Annotated in this window: 21 protein-coding genes and 1 tRNA gene; 5 read left to right on the plus strand and 17 right to left on the minus strand. The window is 40.6% G+C overall.

Annotated features, from left to right (window positions below; translation table 11 throughout):
- Window positions 1-2: 2 nt before the first annotated feature.
- The 10 genes from F4V45_RS03725 to hisF form a co-directional block, all read right to left on the minus strand.
- Window positions 3-2,312 carry a glycosyltransferase family protein gene (locus F4V45_RS03725; RefSeq protein ID WP_150337125.1) on the minus strand — a complete coding sequence of 770 codons (2,310 nt, stop codon included), beginning with the start codon at window positions 2,310-2,312 and terminating at the stop codon, window positions 3-5.
- Between the two features lie 7 nt (window positions 2,313-2,319).
- Window positions 2,320-3,135 (minus strand): rod shape-determining protein MreC, encoded by an 816-nt coding sequence (mreC, locus tag F4V45_RS03730; protein ID WP_150337126.1) that lies wholly within the window; start codon window positions 3,133-3,135, stop codon window positions 2,320-2,322.
- Window positions 3,135-4,175: a rod shape-determining protein gene (locus F4V45_RS03735; RefSeq protein WP_150337127.1), complete on the minus strand. Its 1,041-nt coding sequence runs from the start codon at window positions 4,173-4,175 to the stop codon at window positions 3,135-3,137. Before F4V45_RS03735 ends, mreC begins: the two co-directional genes overlap by 1 nt.
- Window position 4,176: 1 nt before the next feature.
- Window positions 4,177-5,448: an ATP-dependent protease ATP-binding subunit ClpX gene (clpX, locus tag F4V45_RS03740; protein ID WP_023929675.1), complete on the minus strand. Its 1,272-nt coding sequence runs from the start codon at window positions 5,446-5,448 to the stop codon at window positions 4,177-4,179.
- The gene (gene lpxA / locus F4V45_RS03745; protein WP_150337128.1) at window positions 5,445-6,233 is read right to left on the minus strand and encodes an acyl-ACP--UDP-N-acetylglucosamine O-acyltransferase; all 789 of its coding nucleotides are present in this window, start codon (window positions 6,231-6,233) and stop codon (window positions 5,445-5,447) included. The genes clpX and lpxA overlap by 4 nt, the downstream gene beginning before the upstream one ends.
- A gap of 2 nt (window positions 6,234-6,235) precedes the next feature.
- Entirely contained in the window at window positions 6,236-6,745 is a 510-nt protein-coding gene (gene fabZ / locus F4V45_RS03750) for a 3-hydroxyacyl-ACP dehydratase FabZ (RefSeq protein ID WP_407925327.1), read from the minus strand.
- Window positions 6,746-6,864: 119 nt separating this feature from the next.
- Window positions 6,865-8,025, minus strand: coding sequence for an epoxyqueuosine reductase QueH (locus F4V45_RS03755; RefSeq protein ID WP_150337130.1), 1,161 nt, complete (start codon window positions 8,023-8,025; stop codon window positions 6,865-6,867).
- 128 nt (window positions 8,026-8,153) lie between these two features.
- On the minus strand, window positions 8,154-9,245 hold the full coding sequence (gene rlmN, locus F4V45_RS03760) for a dual-specificity RNA methyltransferase RlmN (protein WP_150337146.1): 1,092 nt from the start codon (window positions 9,243-9,245) through the stop codon (window positions 8,154-8,156).
- 38 nt (window positions 9,246-9,283) lie between these two features.
- The gene (locus F4V45_RS03765) at window positions 9,284-9,844 is read right to left on the minus strand and encodes a phosphorylase family protein (RefSeq protein ID WP_150337131.1); all 561 of its coding nucleotides are present in this window, start codon (window positions 9,842-9,844) and stop codon (window positions 9,284-9,286) included.
- A gap of 9 nt (window positions 9,845-9,853) precedes the next feature.
- A complete protein-coding gene (gene hisF / locus F4V45_RS03770; RefSeq protein WP_150337132.1) occupies window positions 9,854-10,618 on the minus strand; it encodes an imidazole glycerol phosphate synthase subunit HisF in 765 nt (254 codons plus the stop codon).
- Window positions 10,619-10,777: 159 nt separating this feature from the next.
- Here hisF and rsmA point away from each other — a divergent pair, with 159 nt between their 5' ends.
- Genes rsmA through F4V45_RS03790 form a run of 4 tightly spaced genes read left to right on the plus strand, consistent with a single transcriptional unit; the run spans window position 10,778 to window position 14,938 of the window.
- Complete coding sequence (gene rsmA / locus F4V45_RS03775; RefSeq protein WP_150337133.1) at window positions 10,778-11,674, plus strand: 16S rRNA (adenine(1518)-N(6)/adenine(1519)-N(6))-dimethyltransferase RsmA; 897 nt, start codon at window positions 10,778-10,780, stop codon at window positions 11,672-11,674.
- Window positions 11,667-13,664 carry a ribonuclease J gene (locus F4V45_RS03780; RefSeq protein WP_150337134.1) on the plus strand — a complete coding sequence of 666 codons (1,998 nt, stop codon included), beginning with the start codon at window positions 11,667-11,669 and terminating at the stop codon, window positions 13,662-13,664. The genes rsmA and F4V45_RS03780 overlap by 8 nt, the downstream gene beginning before the upstream one ends.
- Before the next feature lie 8 nt (window positions 13,665-13,672).
- The gene (locus F4V45_RS03785) at window positions 13,673-14,689 is read left to right on the plus strand and encodes a KpsF/GutQ family sugar-phosphate isomerase (protein ID WP_150337135.1); all 1,017 of its coding nucleotides are present in this window, start codon (window positions 13,673-13,675) and stop codon (window positions 14,687-14,689) included.
- 9 nt (window positions 14,690-14,698) lie between these two features.
- A complete protein-coding gene (locus F4V45_RS03790) occupies window positions 14,699-14,938 on the plus strand; it encodes a DUF2443 family protein (protein WP_023929689.1) in 240 nt (79 codons plus the stop codon).
- A 3-nt stretch (window positions 14,939-14,941) separates the two neighbouring features.
- On the opposite strand, the gene F4V45_RS03795 is transcribed toward F4V45_RS03790, so the two are convergent.
- The 4 genes from F4V45_RS03795 to F4V45_RS03810 all read right to left on the minus strand — a co-directional run bounded on the left by F4V45_RS03795 (window position 14,942) and on the right by F4V45_RS03810 (window position 17,556).
- Complete coding sequence (locus tag F4V45_RS03795; protein ID WP_150337136.1) at window positions 14,942-15,622, minus strand: C39 family peptidase; 681 nt, start codon at window positions 15,620-15,622, stop codon at window positions 14,942-14,944.
- Between the two features lie 108 nt (window positions 15,623-15,730).
- Window positions 15,731-16,528, minus strand: a complete 798-nt coding sequence (locus F4V45_RS03800) for a hypothetical protein (RefSeq protein ID WP_246144986.1) — start codon at window positions 16,526-16,528, stop codon at window positions 15,731-15,733.
- A gap of 13 nt (window positions 16,529-16,541) precedes the next feature.
- A complete protein-coding gene (locus F4V45_RS03805) occupies window positions 16,542-17,381 on the minus strand; it encodes a hypothetical protein (RefSeq protein ID WP_150337137.1) in 840 nt (279 codons plus the stop codon).
- Between the two features lie 99 nt (window positions 17,382-17,480).
- Window positions 17,481-17,556, minus strand: a tRNA-Phe gene (locus F4V45_RS03810).
- A gap of 118 nt (window positions 17,557-17,674) precedes the next feature.
- Here F4V45_RS03810 and F4V45_RS03815 point away from each other — a divergent pair.
- Window positions 17,675-18,427: an exodeoxyribonuclease III gene (locus tag F4V45_RS03815; RefSeq protein ID WP_150337138.1), complete on the plus strand. Its 753-nt coding sequence runs from the start codon at window positions 17,675-17,677 to the stop codon at window positions 18,425-18,427.
- Here F4V45_RS03815 and F4V45_RS03820 read toward each other — a convergent pair whose 3' ends face one another.
- Genes F4V45_RS03820 through dnaN form a run of 3 tightly spaced genes read right to left on the minus strand, consistent with a single transcriptional unit; the run spans window position 18,428 to window position 22,148 of the window.
- A complete protein-coding gene (locus F4V45_RS03820; RefSeq protein ID WP_023929692.1) occupies window positions 18,428-18,676 on the minus strand; it encodes a superinfection immunity protein in 249 nt (82 codons plus the stop codon).
- Window positions 18,677-18,686: 10 nt separating this feature from the next.
- Window positions 18,687-21,023, minus strand: coding sequence for a DNA topoisomerase (ATP-hydrolyzing) subunit B (gene gyrB / locus F4V45_RS03825; RefSeq protein WP_150337139.1), 2,337 nt, complete (start codon window positions 21,021-21,023; stop codon window positions 18,687-18,689).
- Window positions 21,024-21,035: 12 nt separating this feature from the next.
- Window positions 21,036-22,148: a DNA polymerase III subunit beta gene (gene dnaN, locus F4V45_RS03830; RefSeq protein WP_150337140.1), complete on the minus strand. Its 1,113-nt coding sequence runs from the start codon at window positions 22,146-22,148 to the stop codon at window positions 21,036-21,038.
- Between the last annotated feature and the right edge of the window lie 42 nt (window positions 22,149-22,190).

Below are 22,190 nucleotides of genomic sequence, written 5' to 3' on the forward strand. Positions count from 1 at the left end.
ACCTATAAATGCCCCTTAACAAACCCTAAAAAATACTCCACGCCAAGTCGCGCCCTTATCTCACTATTCACCGCGTGGATAGCGGATTGTATCGCTATTTTTCTCGCATACTCACTAGGATCTAGCTCGCATAAGCGCATAATATGCGTGGCTTTCTCCACATACTCTGCCTCGCTAAACGCGCTAGTTTCTCTAACAAATCCTAAGACACACTCCTTGTAGCTGGCAAAATCGTTGAAAAAAGTGGATTCTAGGGCATTGTGTAATAGCGCAGAGTTTTCACCCCTAGAATCCACTTTTTCACCCCCACTATTTGCACATCCGCACTCATCGATAATTGCTTCTATAATCCCCCTTGTCTCATTAAGCTGATGTGCAAAAGTGGATTCTAGCTGCTTGGCTGACTCATAGTAGCGCAGACTAAGCCCACGCCCCTTTGCCACATACTCAATCCTACTCTCCCCTTGCTCCATAGGGAAGCTATCTGCCCAAAAGTCCAAAATATGCCCATACACCGAGCTATCCACATAGCCGCTAAAGAAAAAGCGCGGAAGAAGCTGGGGATTGATTTGTGAGATTTTTTGCTTGATCTCGCCTTCATTCCCAAGCCCACAGGCTAAAAAGCTCCAATGTGGATTCTGCTCCAAAATCGCACAAATACTGCGCAAATATGCGAGCGAGTCGATCTTCACCAATCGCCCAATCACGCCAAAGAGATACACAGGCTGCTTCGCACTAGAATCCACATAGCAAGCGCGCGCGTTAGTAATGATCTCTTGTGGCACTTTTGGGTTATAAAAACTTCTATCCATTTGCACCGGGATTCCATAGAAGCTAAAGCCGCTATGCGTGATGTGCTTTTGGTTATTGCAAATATGCGTTAGGCGCGCATCGATTCCGCTAATATCATAGGCAAAATTCCCGTGCGTCCAAAATGCCTGCACCCTAGCACATCTACTTGCAAGCAGAAAATCACTAATCCCATAGCCATTGTTCGGGCTAATGAGCATAGCCACCTCATCTTTAAGCATAATCTCGCGCAAGGCTAGGGCTTTTTGCAGGTGGGAGTTGTAGAATCCAGCTTTATTAAAGCCAAGTCCAATATCGATGGTTTCTATACCAAGTTGCGCTAGTTTAGCGATGGCTTGTGGGTTGTTTTCGGACTTTTCTATAAGGCTCATACAATAGATTTTGATTTCGTAATGCTGTGTAAATTCTGGGCTTGCAAGGAGATTTTTTATCAAGCTATATTCGACCTTGAAGGGTGAGTTTTCTACAATCCTATCGCGCAATATGCCAATGATTTTGCGCTTGTTGGTGCTTAGGCTAGGCTTAGGCAAATGTGGCAAAAACTTTGCAGCAAACTCCGCATAAATAGGGGTGGCATATTGAGAAATCTCGGTATTAAACTCCTGCCACTGCTCTTGCTTGCTAAAACTATTACCACAAATATGATAGATGAAAAACTGCAAATATAGCGCGAGATCCAGCCATTGCGCAAGAGCAGGGGGCATAGCGCTACCATCTATATCGCGTAGTGCCTGTGCCACTCGCTCTAGTGCAGTATAGAACTGCTCCCTCCACACAGGATACAAACGCAACCACTCGCGGTTGTTAAAGAGATTTTTTGCATTCCAGAGAATATGTAACTGCCAATTACACACATTACGCACTAAAAGTGGTGCTTGAGCGAAGTAGTGTGCTCGTATATATGCTCTCTCAACTGCTGGCTTTACATACGCAAACCCAACATCTCGTATTGAAAAAAGCTCGAGCAAAAACTCTCCACAGCGTCCAGCTGATAGACCATCAATAGAAGCGCACATAATGCGCGAGAGAAAAAACATCACACCATCTAAGCTTTTTTCATCTACTTTATCGTATTTATCGGTATTTGTATTAAAAAAACTTAGATTCTGGCTTGATGGGTTTGCTAGAACTCTCGCAATTGCACCAAGCTCTATAAGCATAATATACTCTTCTTGGCTAGGTTGTGTCTCTAAGAGCTTTTGCACAGATTCTATAAACGGATCAAATCTTTCATCAGTCTCAAGGGTGCTTGGCGCAATAAATGCAAGATACAAAAACGCACAATCAAGTATATCCCCCCGCTCAAAAATACCCAGAATCTTGGTGCGAAAACTTTCAAACAATCTCTCATAAATAGATAAAGATGAGACAATATCAGCGCGTCCTAAAAGCTGGGTTTTTAACAAATACGAAACTATGCTTAATAAAAGCGCGCGAAGCTCCTGCTTCGTATGAGCATTTTCTATCAAATCTAGGAATCTAGAGTGTGGGGCTTCTGTCATTGTCTGCCTATGGGGTTAGCAGTGATTGCGGGGCACTCGACTGCATAGGGAAAGCTGTATCAATCAACCATAAATACCCGAGTCGCGATCGCTGGGCATAGGGCTTAATTTCTGCAGAAATATAACCAAAGTCGCGATTCACACTCACTACTTCTCCCACAGAAATCCCCTCAATGAAAATCCCATCAAGCCCACTTGTTACTACTTGGTCGCCGATATTTACCTTCCTCCAAGATGGGATAAAATCTGCAGTGATATACCGATGATCTAGCGCACTGGAATGCACTATTACAGGGATTTTCTCATCACCTATAAAGACACTATAGCTACTTTTTCTCTCTCCATTTAAAAGCCCCATTAGCTTATTATCATAAATAACCGCAATGCCTAATGCCTTATTATCTTGCACAAGCCCAAATATCCTATCTTCTGGATAGTTGCTGACATCAAAGTGTATCCACACGCGGTTAGAATCCCCCATACTCACATAGGAATACGCGCGCGCAGGGAAAAATCTCGTATCATTGGCAAAAGCTTGCTGCGTGTCAAAAACAGAAAGTGCATCAAGCTCATTTTGTGTATGCTCAAGCTCAAGCTCGAGTCTCTCATAATTCTTTAGCTTCTCTTCATAATGCTCAATGGTTTTGGCTTGGGCGATGTATTTGTTATAAGAAAGCGTGATGCCATCTTTTACATTAAGGATAAAAATCTTTACACTATCCCCGACTGAGCCGATATGTCTTTGTAAAAAACTGCTAGAATCTATGGCGATAAATAAAACCGCCACCAGCACAACAACAATCGTCAGGGATTGATAGCGCATTATTCGTAACGACTAGTATTGTGCAGAGTATCGAGCTCTTCTATAGCTTTTCCTGTGCCTTTTGCCACAGCCAACAATGGCTCATCTCCTATAAATACAGGAAGTTTCACGGTATCAGATAAATACCTATCGAGCCCCCTAATGAGTGCGCCACCACCCGTAAGTGTCAAACCATTCTCTACCAAATCGCCCGCCAAATCCGCAGGCACAGCTTCTATAACACTTTTCACCGCACTGCTAATTTCTCGTAGTTGATCCTTTATCGCTTCCCGTATATCTTCACTTGTAAGCTCAATGGTATTGAGTAATCCACTCACCTGATCGCGCCCCTTAATCTGCATAGAAAGTGGGGTATCCAAAGGCGCTGCTGCACCGATTTTTATTTTGATTTCTTCTCCTGCACGCTCACCAATTAAAAGATTATAGTGCTTGCGCACATGATTGACGATTGCCATATCAAGCTTATCTCCAGCTACACGAATAGACTTAGATATAACAAGCCCACCAAGAGAGATAACGCCTATCTCTGTCGTCCCACCGCCAATATCAACAATCAAGCTTCCTTGGGGCTCTTTGATAGGCAGTCCTGCACCTATAGCTGCTGCCATTGGCTCTTCTATAAGATAAACTTCCCTAGCACCTGCACTCATAGCAGATTCTTTCACGGCTTTACGCTCAACACCTGTGAGCCCATAAGGCACACACACCATAATCCTAGGGCGAATAAGTGATTTGCGATTGTGGGCTTTCTCAATAAAATAGCGAATCATTTTTTCTGTTACATCAAAATCTGCAATTACACCATCTTTCATCGGGCGGATAGCTTGGATACCGCTTGGGGTTTTTCCAACCATTTCTTTGGCTTCGTGCCCAACTGCCAGAATCTCCCCATCTCTATCGTATCGATCCACACGCACCGCTACGATTGAAGGCTCGTTAATAATAATCCCCTGACCTTTTAGCAAAACGATTGTATTTGCTGTCCCCAAATCAATCGCAATATCATGCGAAAATATACCGATAAGCTTATTTAACAACACTTTACGCTCCTTGTGTTTTAGGTGATTCTTTTGATTTCTTAGGCTTGGTGATAATGGGCTTTTGCTTGTGCTCTACACAATCTTTGGTAATTGTAACCTTACAATGACGCATTGTGGGTAAATCAAACATAATATCCGTAGCAAAGCTCTCAATAATCGCGCGCAAGCCACGAGCACCTGTCTTTCTAGCAATGGCTAGCTCGGCAATCTTCTCAATAGCATCTTGCTCAAACTCTAGCACGACATCATCTAATGCAAAAAGCTTAGTATATTGCTTAACTAGGGAGTTTTTGGGCTTAGTGAGAATATCAACCATAGCACTTTTAGTAATAGGCTGCAAAGTCGCTATGATATGAAGCCGCCCTATAAGCTCTGGTATAAGCCCATAGCTTACCAAATCATCTGGCTCTACGAGATGCAAAACATCATCTTGCTCACTTTTTGTTTTTTGCACCTGCCCAAACCCTAGCACATTGCTGCCCATTCTGCGCTTAATAATATCCCCCAAACCATCAAATGCCCCACCGCAAATAAACAAAATATTTGTCGTATCAATCTGTATGAACTCTTGATTTGGGTGCTTTCTTCCACCTTTTGGAGGGATATTAACCACACTACCTTCAATAATCTTTAACAGCGCTTGCTGCACACCCTCGCCAGAGACATCGCGCGTAATGGAGCGATTTTCTGAGAGTCTAGAAATCTTATCAATCTCATCGATAAATACAATCCCCATCTGCGCTTTTTTCTCATCATTCCCAGCCGCTTGATAAAGTCTTGTAAGGATATTTTCTACATCTTCCCCCACATAGCCAGCTTCTGTAAGACTCGTTGCATCAGATATAGCGATCGGCACATCTAAAAATCGTGCTAAAGTCTGTGCCATAAGTGTCTTACCACTACCAGTAGGACCCACGAGCAAAATATTTGATTTTGTGATTTCCACATCACTCGTGTCTGCCGTATTGCTCGCTATGCGCTTGTAGTGATTATAGACAGCTACAGAAAACACCTTTTTAGCTTCTTCTTGCCCTACGACATATTCATCAAGCTTAGCTTTCATCTCTCTTGGTGTGGGAATATCGATGAATGCAGGTGAATCATCGGCTAAAGACCCCCTAGAAGTGCTCGGCACCCGCTCCATATCTACGCCTGATTGCCGCAATGTCTTGTATAAACCACCGATACACGAAGGACAAATCTTCCCAGATTTGCTCCCCTCGAAGTAGGTGCTCTCTATCTCTTTGCCACAAAAATCACAATACTTTTTCATTCTTTTCCTTTTCGGATCGGAATACCCCTTGATGAGTCAAGCACAAAGCGACAAATATTCTCGATAGATTCTAGTCTCGCACCAGAATCTAAAACACTTTGAGCATAATCGCGCATAGAAGTCGCGGCAAAAAGCTCTTTATAAAAAGAGCTGATGGCATCAATTTCTTCGCTTGTAAAAAGCTTGCGCATTCTATGTTTGTTGAGTCCCCTGATCACGGCACGATTGCCCTCTGCCATACAAAATGGTGGGACATCTTGGGAGAGTGCGCTTGCTCCAGCAATCATCGCCCCATCGCCAATTTTGACAAACTGATGCACAGGAGTCATACCACCGATATTGACATAATCACCAAGCACGATATGCCCACCAAGGGTAGCATTATTTGCAAGGATACAATGGTTGCCAATCACACAATCGTGAGCAATATGCACATACGCCATAAAAAGATTATGATCTCCTATGATCGTTTTTCCTATGCCGCCTTGTGTCCCCGGATTAAACATACAATGCTCACGGATAAGATTATCTGCACCGATGATAAGCTCGACCTCTTCGCCAGCATATTTCAAATCCTGCGGGATTGTGCCAAGCACAGCATAAGGAAAAATTGTCGTGCGCGCACCGATAATGGTGTTACCAAGAATGGTAACACCATTATACAGCTTGCAACCAGAATCGATTTTCACCCGCTCGCCGATGACGCAAAAATCACCGATCTCCACGCCATCGGCTATTTGCGCACCTTTATGGATAATGGCTGTTTTTGCTATATTGCTCGCCATCACTAACCTTGCGTCTCTTGACTATCTGCGACCATTGCCTTTAGCTCCGCTTCACACACAAGCTTACCATCGACAAATGCCTTTGCTTCAAGCGACCACACCGCACCCTTATGTCTCAAAACGGATAGATGGTATTCTAAGCGATCGCCCGGGACTACAGGGACACGAAACTTCACCTTATCAATTGTCATAAAATACACAATCTTATCTTCTGCGGCACGAACATCATCACCAAACATACTCACAAATGCCAAAACACCACCAGCTTGCGCCATACCTTCAATGATCATAACCCCCGGATACACAGGCTTACTAGGAAAATGCCCCAAAAATATCTCTTCATTGATAGTAACATTCTTGTATGCTTTGATATAGCCATTAGGAGTAGCATCATCAGTATTGCGGACAAGCTCTGTAACTCTATCTACAAGCAACAAAGGATAGCGATGTGGGAGAATCTTCTTAATATGATTGACATCCATCATAGAAATACCTTGACTAGTGGAATCTATATTGACAAATTGCGCATAAAATCAGCAAAAATTGCGCCGATTATACACAATATTTTCAAAAATTTTCTTTAATTTGGCAATGCTTTTTGGTGGAACATTGAATCATTGTGGCTAAGTTTTTACGACAAAAATATCGTTTGAAAGATTCTTTCATCTTGAAAAACTGACTTAATGTCTATGGTTAGATTTTCACTAATCTCATCAATGATAATTATAGGATTGATACTTTCACTGCCACAGAGCAAGCTCCGCATAAGTAATTCCAACTCATAGGCGATAGGGTTGTATATTAAATCAAGAACACACTCATATTGTGTATTAAGCAGCGCATTAACATCTTTTAAACAGACAAATACACTATCATCTTTTTTAGAAAATCCTAGCCGTATGGTAGCCTTAGGCGTTATGGCAAACATATTTTTGAAATTGTCTTGCGCCATTATGTGTCGAGAGTCCAGCAAGGATTCTAGGGTAATATTTCCCCAAACAATAGTCGTATTTTTAGTAGCCCTAGAATCTGAATGGGCTAAAATATAACTATATATCACTTTTTCATTATAGGAGACTTTTCCTTGCAAAAGTCGCCACACACGAAGCTTTTTCTGTGTAAGAATATAGCTTTTCCCGGTGGATTCTAGTGTATTTCTTAATGCAAAAGATTTTTGCCGCTCTTCTATGCTCCCGGGTAATGCTCTACCACCTAGCTCGCTTATCATCTCAAGACTTAGGCGATCTTGTTTCACTCGTTGCTTGGACAGCGCAAATTGACAGCCGCAATAGTTTTGACGATAGAGATTATCTCTTTTGGCAAGCTCATTTTGCTTCTGCACACCGCCATTTTTACGGACATTAATTTTAATGAAGTTTAGGTCATTGTTTTGTGCGATTATATCCCCTTGCTGGTAGAGAGTCTCCTGCTCTTTCATAGGACTTGATAGTAGTGTGGTGGTGAAGGTTCGCTCACCAAGGAGCTTGGCAATTTCCGCACTTTTTTTCAAGCGAACATCAAAACAAGTGCTACATCTAGCACCCTTTTCCGGCTCATCTTCTTGCCCTCTCACCGATGAAAGCCAATTCTCTAGCTCATAACTACCCTCAATGAGTGGGATCTTCAACATACTACAACTTCTGCGAACATCACTTAGTCGTAGATCGTGCTCCGCTTTTGGGTGGATATTTGGATTATAAAAAAACCCTACAAAGCTTTCTTGTGGGTAAGCCTTTTGCAATTCGCTTAAGAAATAATGGCTATCTACTGAGCAGCAAATATGAACAAGCATTGCGCGCCTTTATTTTTTCTTTTCATTTTTGACAAATAACACATATCCAGCAATACTGCCGATAGCAAATATTGCTAAAAATACCAATAATATCCACTCTAATGCTTCCATCTTATCTCCTTCATATATTATGTTTCATATGAAACACTTTGCTTTGTCTTTTCTCGTAATTGTCCGCAGGCAGCTGAAATATCGATACCTTTAGATTCTCGTATGGTTGCAAGCAAGCCTTTATTTGTAAGAAAGTCTGCAAAAGCCTTGACCTTAGCTTCTTCTGGTCGCTGAAATTTCGTGCCACTATGCGGATTAAACAAAATAAGATTGACCTTAGCCTTTATGCCATCAAGTAGCTTTAGTAATTTTTTCGCGCTAGCAAGATCATCATTTATATCTCTTATAACAAGATATTCAAACATCACGCGCTTTCTCGTATCGATAGGAAAGGCACGGACCGCATCAATAACGCTTTGGATATTATAAGTTTTATTCATAGGGATAAGTTTTGAGCGCAGAGTATCATCTACAGCGTGGAGCGATATGGCAAGCTGAACACCTAGATTCTGCTGACCTAGATCATAGATTCTGGGGCTAATGCCACTTGTAGAAATTGTTTGCCGTTTTGGTGAGATAGAAAGCCCCTCAAGTGCAGATAGAATCTTGATCGCGTGCATAAGATTGTCAAAATTATTCAATGGCTCTCCCATACCCATATAAACAATATTAACCCTCTTTTCCGGAGCTAAATTATTATACTTCTTAAGATTAACCACCTGCTCGACTATCTCTCCACTTGTTAAATCTCGCACGAACCCACCCTTTGCCGTAGAGCAAAAAGCACAGCCCACTTTGCAGCCAATTTGACTAGAGATACAAAATGTATATTTCTCTCCTTGAATGACTTTGCCATTTTCATCATATTTTTTATCTCGCATTTTGATACACACGCTTTCAAAGGTGTGATTATCCCTAGTTTGAAACAAATATTTTCTCGTGCCATCGCGACTCACTTCTTGTGTGAGCAAATTTAGATTCTGTGCGCTGTATTGTAGCTGCAACATCTCTCTAAAGTCTTTGGGAAGGTTGCTCATTTTAGTGAATTCTTTTTCATAGCATACATAGAGCCAATAGTAGAGCTGCTTTGCTTGATAAGGTTTTTTACAGATTTCTTGCAGCTCTGCGAGAGAGAGACTATAAATATTCTTCAAACTCTCTGCTTCCAATGAGCTAGAATCTACCTTCCCATACCCCTGCACTAAATTCACAGAATACCCCCTTGCTGTATAAAATCTTCCAGCTTTTGTTTGGCAGCAGCGTGGTTTGCTATGAAATCTTTTTGCGCGTTTGTATCACAATAATTTGTGATACAAAACACCCCATAAGCAGGGATATTAAAATCCTGTGCAACACGCAAAAGCGCGAAAAACTCCATATTCTCCACCATAATACCCGCTCCACACATCGCAGCACAAACCCCAGAATCCATCGTAATATAATTGGAAGAATTTACCACCACATCGCGCAAGCACCGATCTCCTACCCTAAATGTTTCCTGTGAAACATTGCTTTCTATATAATTATCTAGCGGTGTGTAGCTACCCCCAGAGACAAAGCTAGATTCTATCTGTGTAGCACGAGCACTTATACACAAAGACAACAATGGTATTTCATAGCAGTATGCCCCAGCAGAGCCAACAAACACCAGCTTCTCTACATACTCTCGCAAACAAAGTTTCATAAGCCCCATACTCGCTTCTACCAATCCCACACCAATAGGCGCAGCATAAGAAATAGTTTCACTTCTACCCGCACACACTATCATCACAGCTTCCTATAATCGAACCGATATGCCACAATCTCTAAGGTAATGTTTAACATCAACAATGCTGATTTCATTATTGTGAAAAATACTCGCTGCCAACGCCGCATCTGCAATATCAAGAGAAAAGATCTCTCCTAAATGCTCCATTTTCCCAGCACCACCAGAAGCAATTATCGGTAGATCGCTCGCTTCTCGCAAAGTTTGTAATGCAGCAATATCATATCCGCTTTTCGTGCCATCTGTATCCATACTTGTTAGTAAAAATTCCCCAGCACCTTTGTCCTTACATATCCTTGCCCAATCAGCAAGCAATATCCCCGTGGGCTCTCTTCCGCCTTTGACATATACTTCATATCCCAAATCACTTAAACGCACATCGATCGCCACAACCACGCATTGCGAGCCAAATCTTTTCGCCGCTTGCTCGATCAAGCTTGGATTTGCGATCGCCGCAGAGTTGATACTAATCTTATCCGCACCAGCATCTAAAAGCACATACATATCATCTAAAGTTTTTATCCCACCCCCGATTGTCAAGGGTATATACACTTCCTTTGCAATTTCACGAATGAGCTCAACGATAATTTGACGATGCTCAAACGATGCTGTAATGTCTAAAATCACAAGCTCATCGGCTAAAGAATCATTATAAAATCTAGCTAGCTCGATAGGATCGCCGACACTTTTCAAACCAACAAAATTTACCCCCTTCACAACCTGTCCATCTTTTATGTCCAAACACGGGATAATTCTCTTTGCAAGATGATTTACCATCTCACATACTCCTTACATAAAACACATAAATTAAAATAGGCAAGTATAATACAAACGGCAATAAATTTTTATAAATCCCAATAATTCTTTAACAATAGTTAATAAAAAAGGATACAATACACCCTATCAGTATTTACATATTTGCTATGCGAGCTAACAATGCGAGCGAAAAAGTGTTTTGGACAAAATTTTTTAAAAGATCCTTTTATTTTAGAGAAAATTGTCCAAGTGAGTGCCGAGCTACTACAAGGTCAAAAGCTTATAGAAATCGGTGTTGGCTTGGGTGATTTATCAGAGCGGCTTTTATCTCTTTCTAGTCTTACGACTTATGAAATTGATGCCGATCTGTGTTCTTTTGTTTTGCAGAAGTTTTCATCGCGCAAGTTTGCACACCCTTTTTCTTTGGTGCATTGTGATGTGCTTTCTATCCCTTTTAGTATAGATTCTAGCTCAAGCTTACCAAAGGAAGTGGCGAAGCAAACTCTCCGCATAACAGCAAGTGATGACAAAAAAAGTAGAATAGAATCTAAACAGGGCTGGCTTGCTAATGAGCCTTATATCCTTGTCTCTAATCTCCCTTATAATATCGCCACTCGTGTCGTGCTAAATCTCTTGCACGATCCGTTATGCGAAGGCTTTGTCGTGATGACACAAAAAGAGGTCGCCTTGAAATTCTGTGCGGATAATTTATCAAGTGATTTTTGCGCGCTAAGTGTGATTGCACAAAGTGCAGGAGAAATAACACTGCTTTTTGATGTTGGTAAAGAGAGCTTTGATCCTATGCCCAAAGTTACTTCATCAGTTTTTACACATAAAAAGTTTAAAGACTTTACCCACATTGAAAGCGGCTTTGAATCGATGCTAAAAGCAGCGTTCAGCTCTCCGCGCAAAAAGCTTTATAATAATCTTTTGCCAATTTTCCAAAAAATTGAGCAAAAAAACTTATTAGATAAAATTTTCGCACAAGAATCCATCGCTTTAAACGCACGACCTCATCAAATCAGCACACAAAAGTATCACCATATTTACAACACACTAAAGGATTTCTATGAATGAGCCAAATAACAAACCAAATCCACAAAGTCCGCAAGATACAACACAGCCAAAAAGGCGGTTTTTCAACAATCGTTTCAAAAAAGACCACCGACAAAAAGAGCCGCATAATCGCGAGCCACAATCTTACCAAAAGAGTAATTCTCAAGGAGAGCAGCCCAAACGCCAATGGCCCAATCGCAATAAGCACGAGAATCAAGGTGGTGCAAGAGAAGTGCAAGGAGCAAGTGAGCGCGGTAATCTTGCATTCCACAAAGACTTGAAAAAAGGTGTAGAGACAAACACTAGAATCCAAAAAAACAGCCTAAACCCACACAACAAGCTCGATCTCAACACAAAAGCCAGCGTGCGTATCACGCCGCTTGGTGGGCTAGGAGAAATCGGCGGCAATATGATGGTAATGGAGACGGAGAAGTCTGCCATCATCATCGATGTGGGTATGAGCTTCCCAGAAGAAAATATGCACGGCGTGGATATTTTGATCCCAGATTTTACTTATCTCCACAGCATAAAAGACAAAATCGCTGGCGTTATCATCACCCACGCACACGAAGACCACATCGGCGCAGTGCCCTATCTTTTCAAAGAATTGCAATTCCCTCTCTATGGCACGCCGCTAGCACTTGGAATGATTGGAGCGAAATTTGACGAACACGGGCTAAAGAAATTCCGCCCTATGCTAAAAGTCATTCAAAAGCGTGAGCCTGTGCAAATTGGAGATTTTGAAATAGAATGGATACATATCACGCACTCCATTATTGACTCTTCTGCACTTGCAATTAAAACAGAGGCTGGCATTATCTTCCACACAGGAGATTTTAAAATCGACCACACACCTATTGACAATCTCCCCACAGATTTGCACCGTCTAGCGCATTATGGGGAGCAAGGCGTTATGCTACTGCTTAGTGATTCTACAAACTCACACAAAAGCGGCTGCACGCAGAGTGAAGCAGTTGTAGGACCGACATTTGACTCACTTTTCAAAAGCGCGCAAGGACGCGTGATAATGAGCACCTTTAGCTCCAATATCCACCGCGTGTATCAAGCGATCACCTATGGGATCAAATATGGGCGCAAAGTTTGTGTCATAGGGCGATCGATGGAGAAAAATATCGACATAGCACGAGAATTAGGCTATATCGATTTGCCAAACTCCATTTTCATCGAAGCACACGAAGTAGAAAAATACCCAGAGCACGAGATTCTAATCGTTACCACAGGCTCACAAGGCGAGACGATGAGCGCACTCTATCGTATGGCGACAGATGAGCATAGACATGTCAAAATCAAAGCCAGCGATTTAATCATACTCTCTGCTAAAGCAATCCCGGGGAATGAAGGCTCCGTATCAGCGGTGCTAAATTTCTTAATGAAAGCAGGGGCAAGTGTAGCTTACCAAGACTTTAGCGAAATCCATGTCAGCGGGCACGCCGCACAAGAAGAGCAAAAGCTTATGCTGCGACTTATTAAGCCTAAGTTCTTTCTCCCTGTCCATGGGGAATACAATCACGTTGCTAAACACAAAGATACTGCTATTAAATGCGGTGTGTTAGAGAAAAATATCTTACTTATGGAAGATGGCGATCAAATTGAGGTCAATCCAAGCTATATGCGCAAAGTTGGCAATGTCAAATCTGGCAAGGTTTTCATCGATAATCAAGCGTGCAAAGAAGTAGATTCTAGCACGATCAAAGATCGCCAAGATCTAGCAGATGCTGGGCTTGTGAGTATGGTGGCTTTCATCTCGCAAAATGAGCAGAAAATCCGCTCCCTAGAAATAGAAATGATAGGCATAGCAAACCAAAAAGAGCAAGATGAGCTGCAAAAAGAGCTCCAAGGTGCGCTTGAAATGTCTATCCGCACGATAAAGCCAGAGGTGATTGGCAATAAAAAGCTTTTAGAAGGAGAGATACGAAATCTCACAAGAAAACTGCTCTTCAAAAAGCTTAAAAAATATCCTGCGATTTTGCTCCATATTTTCACTGCTTAGGCAAGAATATGAGCCCTACAAGAAACACAGCAGAATCTAGTTTAGATTCTGCTCAATATGCGCAAATCGCACGCGAAGTTTTACTCCTAGAAGCAAAAGAGCTGCAAAACACAGCTCAAAAATGTGCGCACATTGCTTGGACTCCCATTATAGAATCCATCATTAAAGCTACGGATAAAGGCGGCAAGCTTATTGTCTGTGGCGTGGGGAAAAGTGGGCATATCGGCAGTAAAATCGCCGCTACACTTGCTAGCACAGGCACGCCAAGCTTCTTTCTCCACCCCACCGAAGCTCTCCACGGCGATCTTGGAATGATAGGGGAAAATGACATCATTTTAGCCATTAGTTATAGCGGAGAGAGTAGTGAGATTTTAGCGATTATGCCGCATTTCAAACGACTTGCAAGCGGTATTATCACAATGAGCAAAGCCCCAGATTCTGCACTAAGCAAGCTTGGGGATTATTTCCTACCTATTGCCATAGAGCAAGAAGCCTGCCCCATACAAGCCGCCCCAATGAGCTCCACTACTCTTACCCTAGCTATGGGCGATGCCCTAGCAGCCTGCCTCATACAAGCAAGAAATTTTAGCAAATACGACTTTGGCGCATTGCATCCGGGCGGAAGCTTGGGGAAAGAACTCTTTGTCAAAATCACAGATCTTATGCAAAGAGACAATCTCCCCATAATCTCTCCGCAAACACCACTAAAAGATGCCATCATCACAATGACGCAAAAGCGGCTTGGAAGTGCGCTGATAGCCGAAAATAACGCGCTTATAGCAGTGCTAAGCGATGGAGATTTGCGGCGAGCTATGATGAGAAGCGATTTTGACATCAACGCTAGTGCAATCACCTACGCCACACAGAATCCAAAAACCTGCCAGAATCCAAATCTCCTAGCCAAAGAAGCCCTAAAAATCATAGAAGCAAACAAAATCCAGCTACTTGTCATCACAGATTCTAAAAAGTGGATTCTAGGAGTTTTGCATATCCATACTCTTCTTAGCGAAGGTATCACACCATAAGGAGTAAAAATGTTTGAAAAAATCAATGAAATAATCATTAGAATCGAAGAAATCCGCGATGAAATCCAAATCCTGCTTGGTATGGGGAAAATTAGCTTTGTGGATTATATTATGATAAAACGCGGCTCTATGGATATGCCAGAAGAGCTAAAAATGGCGGTGCTAGAGCAGATTAACGAGCAAGTCGATGCACTAAAGGAGCAAATCGATAAGCTCAATAAAATCAAACGCGAAATGCTGGTATTCTAGCCGCTATAAATGCCTATCTAGTATTATTTCATACACCATAAACAAGCTATTATCCAAGTGCATAAATGCTTGATTTGGCTCTATTTTAGCTCTATCTTTGGGGACAAAAGCAAGAATCCTACCCGGATATTTTGCATCTTCACGCTGATAAAACATCTCTTGGAATTTTTTGTGGCTTATTTTTATGTTGCCAAAGCTTGGGTCTGCAAGATAGACAAAGTCGCTATCCATACCCTTAAATACACTAAAATGCTCCACTTCACGCACATTAATATGCACAATGACAGGGATTTGTAGCTTTGCTAGATTCTCCATATCAAGTGCCAAGCCTATGGGTGTAAATCCACGCGTTTTAGCATACTCTCCTAAATCATAAAAAGATATAGACACCTTTTTTCGTAGTTGCTCTATACTATGCTCTTTTTTGTTAATATCAATTCCTTTGCCTGATAGTATAGATTCTAAAATTGCAAATTCATCTGTTTGATCTATTTTGTAATAATAAGTAAAAATCGTTGAGAGTGAAGCCGCGCCACAGGTGTAATCATACTTCTGCCTTGTAAGATTCTCATCGCGTAGCTCAAGCCACGATTGTGTAGGATTTGTAAATTCTACTGGCTCGTTATAAATTTGCGCACTAAAAGCAATAGAGTGCAAAAAAGCTAGCAGTCCTACGCGCAGCATTTGTAGTCCTAGATTCTATAAGAAAGCATTAGTGATAGAGAATTGCTAGTATATTGACTTGTAGGCAGAAAATCCACACTTGCAAAAAGGATAAGCTTGGGCTTGATCTCATAGCCAATACCAATCGTGTAGCCTAGAGATGATCCAAGTGGAGCTAATGTAGTGCCATTGACATTTGACATTATCACTACTTCTATATTGATATTTTATCCCTGCATTTAGCGACACATAAGGATTCACAGCGAAATACACCATAGGATTAAGTATGAAAGATTCTCCGCTATCTAGTGATAATCCTTGCGATTCTTTTTTAAGATTTAAGCGAAAGTTTGCTTGGAGAAGAAACACCACAGGATCTATGGTAAAAAAACTTGTCGCGAAAAACGAATATCCCTTAGCATACTCTAATGTCTTATGCGTAGTAGTGAAATACATCTGTTCTAGTAAATCCACGCTTCCACCAAGCAAAAGTGCTGGATATTTACCCTCTTTTTTAGCTTGTATTAGCACTCCTAGATTCCATAGTCCAAAATCTCCGCGACTACTTGCTATATATTTACCGCTAATCGTATCATTTACACCACTATGCTGCCAAAAGGCATTAATTGTGCTAAATACTTCCACACGCCTATAAATACCATAACGCATATATAAAGAAAAATTTAGATGATCTTGATTTGTGCTTTGCGCACCGACATAGGGCAAGGTTATATGTGTGCCATCTGGCAGCTGCGCACCTATGGAGCCTAGGTAAGAATCCTTGCGAGCAAGATTGATATAAGAAAATGATGTAATAAGCTTAAACTGCCTACTTTTCGTCAGTATTTCATCGACATTGATAGCCTTTGCACTCATATAAGAGCATAGAATGACAAAAAGCCAAAAAAATCTACAAAAGCTTTTCATCTTCTAATATCTCTTAATTAAACGGCGCATTAAGCCCTATACCAAACTCAAGCATAAGCGCAAAATTATTTGCTTCAGGGTGGTGGAGTGTCTGTGTATCTAAATAGGGCATAGTAAGGGCATTCATATGATAATACACTCCCTTGATTCTGGCGTAGAAATCTGGCATTTCAAAGCTTGATTTTTGTGCAAGCACTTCACCTAGATCTTCTACACTATTGTAAGCATTGCCACGATAGAGTATCCCTAGAGATAGCTCTGCTTTATAGCTGCCATCAAACGCACCAGCAACATCACTAGAGAGCACATTATAGCCATAGCCAACAAGTCGGCGTGTGGCATTCCAAGCGATATTAGCCCTAGGCTCTAGTGCAAGTTTATCTGTAATCATTATCCTATGAAATGCCCCTACACCAAGAAAAAGCCCAAAATCCCTAAATCTCCCACGATTATTTTCAAAGCCTACATCGTATAAATCTGTAGAAAATGACATATACAAAAATGTAGGCTTCTCTAATGAGCCAAGATTCGCCCCAGCATTGATCGTAACAAGAGCAAACCAATTTCTATCGCTGATACTCTCATACTTACCACTTGCGCTTGCTATGCCGCTCATTGACGAGCCACCAACTCCAGCCAATAGCTCTCCACCTAGATAGAACCACTTCAAATATAAATCTTCTTGCAAAGTGAAAAAGCCACCACCATTGTGCGTGCCAACACGCGGCGAGTTTAAATGTGTATAATATCCACCAAGCCCTATACGAGAATCTTGGCAGCGAACTCCATAATGACATTTGTAAGCCCAAGTAAGATTACAGAGTAAGAAAATAAGTAAAAATATCCGCGCCATTATCAAATCCTTTGCAAAGGCAAATGAGTTAGTGTAGCACAATGTATGTAAAAGATAAAAATACTTATCATAAAAAGAATGAAAAATGATTAAGAATAGTGGTGGCTCGAGGCGGAATCGAACCACCGACACGGAGATTTTCAGTCTCCTGCTCTACCGACTGAGCTATCGAGCCATAGGCAAAATGAAGTAAATTTGGATTCTGCCTTACTTTGATTAAAAATCCGCTTAAATTATAAAAATCAAAGAAGTTTTAGCCTATAATCACTCATTTCATCATTTAAGGATTTACATTGAAATTGATTTCTTGGAATGTCAATGGGCTAAGAGCGTGTATGAATAAGGGCTTTATGGAGTTTTTTAACGCAGTAGATGCCGATGTGTTTTGTATCCAAGAATCCAAAATGCACAGAGATCAAGCAGAATTTGATTTTAGCGGCTATTATGAGTATTGGAACAGCGCAGAGAAGAAAGGCTACTCTGGTGTGGCAATTTTTAGCAAGCAAGAGCCTTTAAGCGTGGGCTATGATATGGGGATCGCCCACCACGACAAAGAGGGGCGCATTATCACCGCAGAATATAGCGATTTTTATCTTGTCAATGTCTATACTCCAAATTCTAAAAGAGAGCTAGAACGCCTAGAATACAGAATGGAGTGGGAAGATGACTTTCGCGCATTTTTGAAAGCCCTAGAATCTAAAAAGCCTGTGATTGTGTGTGGTGATCTTAATGTCGCGCATAAAGAGATTGATTTAAAAAACCCAAAAACAAACCGCAGAAACGCAGGCTTTACCGATGAAGAAAGAGAGAAAATAAGCACGCTACTAGATTCTGGCTTCACAGATACTTACCGCCACTTTTACCCTGAAAAGCAAGGGGCTTACACTTGGTGGAGCTATATGGGCAAAGCTAGGGCAAATAACACGGGGTGGCGGATTGATTATTTTCTCTGCTCTAAAATCTTAGATTCTAGGCTAAAAAGTGCTAGTATTTATCCTGAAATTTTAGGGAGTGATCACTGCCCGGTGGGGATAGAAATATTATAACTACCTGCGTATAAAACTCCAAATAAGAGCAATAAACCAGCCAAGCACACTCCAACCAAAAAATACATTGATAATAAGGATTAAGAATCTATCTCTATGATGAGAAAACATCGCAATTAAACTTGGCAAAAAATAAATAAATATACTAGCGATAATAATAAGGACAAAAGTCCCCAAAGACCAGTAATCAACACTACGCGTGAGAATCTCCACGCCATCGATAATAATCAACCGCTCTTTTTCAAACATCTAGTTTATATCACACATCAAGATTTTTGACATCTTTTGCGTGGAGTTGGATATATTCTCTTCTAGGCTCTACCTCATCACCCATAAAAAGCGTAAAGATCCTATCAGCTTCTTCTTCATCTGGTAATGTTACACGCAAAAGTGTGCGATTGCTTGGGATCATTGTAGTTTCTTGTAATTGTTCTGGGTCCATTTCACCTAGACCTTTGTATCGCTGCATATCATAGCTTTTCTTTGTAGATTCTTCGATTTCTTCTAAGACTTTTATGATATTTTTTCCCTCTAAAAATACTAAATCTCTCTCTTGAATCTTTGCATAAATTTCACACGCTTCTTTAAAGAAATTATTAACAAAAAGGCTTTCATCTATGGTGATTTCTGCAAGCCCTGTTGGAGTTTGGACATAGAGTATAAGAAGCTCTTGTGTAATTGTTTTGTTTAAGATATTACACTCAATTGTCGGTAAGAATTTTTCAATCTCTGCAAACATCTGTGTAAAATCAAGATTTCTAACATTTGGATTCTCTATCAAAAATCGCACGATATCAACCATTGCATAGCGTTTTTCAAGCTCTTTTAATATTAGGCGATATTGTGCGATTTTTTTCAATATTTCGATCAATTCTTTTTCACCAATGCCCTCAAATGTGAAATTCTCTATTCCATTTTCTATAAGAAATTCACTTAATGCTTTGTCATCTTTAAGATACAACTCTTTATTTTTATTCTTTTTTAACTGCAAACAATAAAGTGGCGGCTGGGCGATATAAATATGTCCATTTTGGATAAGTGGCTTTAAATAACGATAGAAAAATGTCATAAGTAGCGTTTGGATATGACTCCCATCAACATCAGCATCAGTCATAATAATGATTTTATGATAGCGCAATCGTTCAAGATTAAAATCCTCTCCAATACCACAGCCAAAGGCTGTTATCATATTTTTAATCTCTTCACTTTTTAAAATCTTATCGAGTCGTGATTTTTCGACATTAAGAATCTTCCCACGCAAAGGCAATATAGCTTGATAGAGCCTATCTCTAGCCTGTTTTGCAGAGCCACCCGCAGAATCCCCCTCTACAAGATAGATTTCAGATTCTGTTGGGTCTTTACTTTGGCAGTCAGCAAGCTTTCCGGGCAATGTCCCTACAGAGAAATTTTCCTTTTTCCTTGTAAGCTCGCGCGCCTTTTTCGCTGCTTCTCTCCCTCTTGCTGCGAGTAATGCCTTTTGTATAATAGCTTTTGCATCATTTGGATTCTCTTCAAAATACTTGCTTAATCGCTCTGTTGTAAGCTTTTGGATAATTGGCTTAATGAAAGAGCTTCCTAATTTACCTTTAGTTTGCCCTTCAAACTGCGGATCAATAATGCGTGTAGAAATAATTGCTACAAGTCCCTCACGCACATCATCACCTGTTACTTTTATATCTTTTTCTCTAGCATTTGCATTTGCTTCAATGTAATTCATAATCACACGACTAAGTCCTGCCCTAAAGCCCGCTTCGTGCGTGCCTCCATCTGGCGTGCGGATATTATTTACAAAGCTTAAGACATTTTCATCAAATCCCTCATTATAAACAAGGGCAATTTCCATTTCCGTTTCTTGATCTGCACCTTTGAAATAAATTGTTGAAGCAATAGCTGGGCGTTTGTTAATATCTTGGATAAATTGCATTAGTCCATTTTCAAAGTGATAAGACTCTCTAAACCCACTTCTTTCATCGATGAAATCAATGGTTAGATTCTGGTTTAGATATGCCATCTCTTTAAATCTACGCGTTAAGACATCTTTATCAAACTCAATCACTTCCATAATGCTATCATCAGGGAAAAATTCGATAATTGTGCCATTTTTATTCGTTTTACCGATGATTTCTAACTCTGAAGTAGGAATCCCAGCGGCAAACTCTTGGCGATAAATATTGCCGTTTTTGTGGATTGTCATAATGAGCTTTTTTGATAAAGCATTGACAACAGATACTCCAACTCCGTGCAAACCACCAGAAGCTTTATATACTTCGCTGTCAAATTTCCCCCCAGCGTGTAGCACGGTAAGCACGACTGTAGCAGTAGGGATATTTTCTGTTGGATGCATATCCACTGGAATCCCTCTACCATTATCCTCTATGATTGCGCTGCCTTCGTGAGTAAGTGTAATGCTAATTCTATCGCAAAACCCAGCCATCGCCTCATCAACAGAATTATCAACGACTTCATATACCATATGGTGCAAGCCATTGATATTTGTGCTGCCAATATACATACCCGGGCGTTTCCGGACTGCTTCAAGCCCCTTTAAAACTTTGATGTTTTGTCCGGTATAAGATGGTGTTTGATTCTCTTGCATTTTATTCCTTTACTAGCACAGCACAGGCATTACGATTGTGGAGTATTTATCATCTTTTAGCATAAATGGCATATTGCTATCGTTGATAAAAATTTCAAATTCATTGTTTGTAATGAAGCCTAGGAAGTCAAGCACATAGCGAGAGTTCATACCAAGTGTAATAGATTCTGTAATATCAAGTGCGATTTTTATTGGAGTTTTTGCGGACTCTGAACTTTCGGAATTCATTGTTTCAAATACCAAACCACTAGAATCTAATGTGATTTTCACATTTGTAGAGAGTGAATTTGTTTTCTTAATAGCTTTTATGACATCTTCTTTTGGTAGTTTAGACTGGATTTTAAACTCTTTTGGGATAATTTTTTCATAATCTGGATATTTGCCACTTATGAGCTTTGTAGAGAAAGTATAGTTTTGTGATTTGATGAAAAGCATTGTTGGATCAGCATCTTGCTTTTTATTGATATAGATTTCAAACTCATCGTAAAAGAGCTTGGAAATTTCCATAATGGCACGCCTAGGGATAATGATGGAAAGCTGCGTGCCTACTGATTGGGTGTTTTGGCGGATAATTGCAAGCCTTCTTGTATCTGTGCCGACAAAATTACAATGATAATCTTTCACATCAAGTAAGATTCCAGTGAGTTCTACGCGTATAGTATCGGCTTTTGTCGCGTCTGTGGCTACAGCTACCTTTTTAATAGATTCTATGAAATCTATTGGATTTAGGTTGATTTTTGTATCTAATTCACTGATTTCTGGGAATTTTGTAGCATTGTTGAATTCTTTTGCATTGAATGTTGGAAGTTTAAAGTCATCATCACCCTGATAGATGGAGATTTGCCCATCTTTTGTTTCTAAAGTAATTTCTCCATCATCTAGTGGCTTGATGATGGAAAGTATCTTTCTTCCTTCGATTGTGGCTACACCATCTTCAATTTTTTGGATAATGTCAATTTTTGATTGAATAGAGACTTCGTAATCAGTGGCTTTTAGCAGGAGCTTGTTGTCTAAGGTTTCTAAGTATATGTGTGAAGTTATTTGTGAAGAGTCCTTCTTGTCAAGGAAAGATTGGAAATTGCTTAGCACGATTTCGAAGTTGTTCTTGTTTAAAGTGATTTTCATCGTATCTCCTTTAAGAGTGTTTAGTAGTAGTAGTAGGGGTTG

Origin of the sequence: Helicobacter canis (genome assembly GCF_008693005.1) — a bacterium.
In the GTDB taxonomy this organism is placed as follows: Bacteria; Campylobacterota; Campylobacteria; order Campylobacterales; family Helicobacteraceae; genus Helicobacter_B; species Helicobacter_B canis.

What these genes read in the sequence shown, in the direction of transcription:
- rsmA (WP_150337133.1), top strand. Translation starts at nt 10,778, where the DNA reads ATGCGAGCGAAAAAGTGTTTTGGACAAAATTTTTTAAAAGATCCTTTT.
- lpxA (WP_150337128.1), bottom strand. Translation starts at nt 6,233, where the DNA reads ATGGCGAGCAATATAGCAAAAACAGCCATTATCCATAAAGGTGCGCAA.
- F4V45_RS03790 (WP_023929689.1), top strand. Translation starts at nt 14,699, where the DNA reads ATGTTTGAAAAAATCAATGAAATAATCATTAGAATCGAAGAAATCCGC.
- F4V45_RS03755 (WP_150337130.1), bottom strand. Translation starts at nt 8,025, where the DNA reads ATGCTTGTTCATATTTGCTGCTCAGTAGATAGCCATTATTTCTTAAGC.
- F4V45_RS03795 (WP_150337136.1), bottom strand. Translation starts at nt 15,622, where the DNA reads ATGCTGCGCGTAGGACTGCTAGCTTTTTTGCACTCTATTGCTTTTAGT.
- clpX (WP_023929675.1), bottom strand. Translation starts at nt 5,448, where the DNA reads ATGAAAAAGTATTGTGATTTTTGTGGCAAAGAGATAGAGAGCACCTAC.
- F4V45_RS03820 (WP_023929692.1), bottom strand. Translation starts at nt 18,676, where the DNA reads ATGTTTGAAAAAGAGCGGTTGATTATTATCGATGGCGTGGAGATTCTC.
- gyrB (WP_150337139.1), bottom strand. Translation starts at nt 21,023, where the DNA reads ATGCAAGAGAATCAAACACCATCTTATACCGGACAAAACATCAAAGTT.
- hisF (WP_150337132.1), bottom strand. Translation starts at nt 10,618, where the DNA reads ATGGTAAATCATCTTGCAAAGAGAATTATCCCGTGTTTGGACATAAAA.
- F4V45_RS03785 (WP_150337135.1), top strand. Translation starts at nt 13,673, where the DNA reads ATGAGCCCTACAAGAAACACAGCAGAATCTAGTTTAGATTCTGCTCAA.
- mreC (WP_150337126.1), bottom strand. Translation starts at nt 3,135, where the DNA reads ATGCGCTATCAATCCCTGACGATTGTTGTTGTGCTGGTGGCGGTTTTA.
- F4V45_RS03780 (WP_150337134.1), top strand. Translation starts at nt 11,667, where the DNA reads ATGAATGAGCCAAATAACAAACCAAATCCACAAAGTCCGCAAGATACA.
- F4V45_RS03805 (WP_150337137.1), bottom strand. Translation starts at nt 17,381, where the DNA reads ATGGCGCGGATATTTTTACTTATTTTCTTACTCTGTAATCTTACTTGG.
- F4V45_RS03725 (WP_150337125.1), bottom strand. Translation starts at nt 2,312, where the DNA reads ATGACAGAAGCCCCACACTCTAGATTCCTAGATTTGATAGAAAATGCT.
- F4V45_RS03800 (WP_246144986.1), bottom strand. Translation starts at nt 16,528, where the DNA reads ATGAAAAGCTTTTGTAGATTTTTTTGGCTTTTTGTCATTCTATGCTCT.
- dnaN (WP_150337140.1), bottom strand. Translation starts at nt 22,148, where the DNA reads ATGAAAATCACTTTAAACAAGAACAACTTCGAAATCGTGCTAAGCAAT.
- F4V45_RS03765 (WP_150337131.1), bottom strand. Translation starts at nt 9,844, where the DNA reads ATGATAGTGTGTGCGGGTAGAAGTGAAACTATTTCTTATGCTGCGCCT.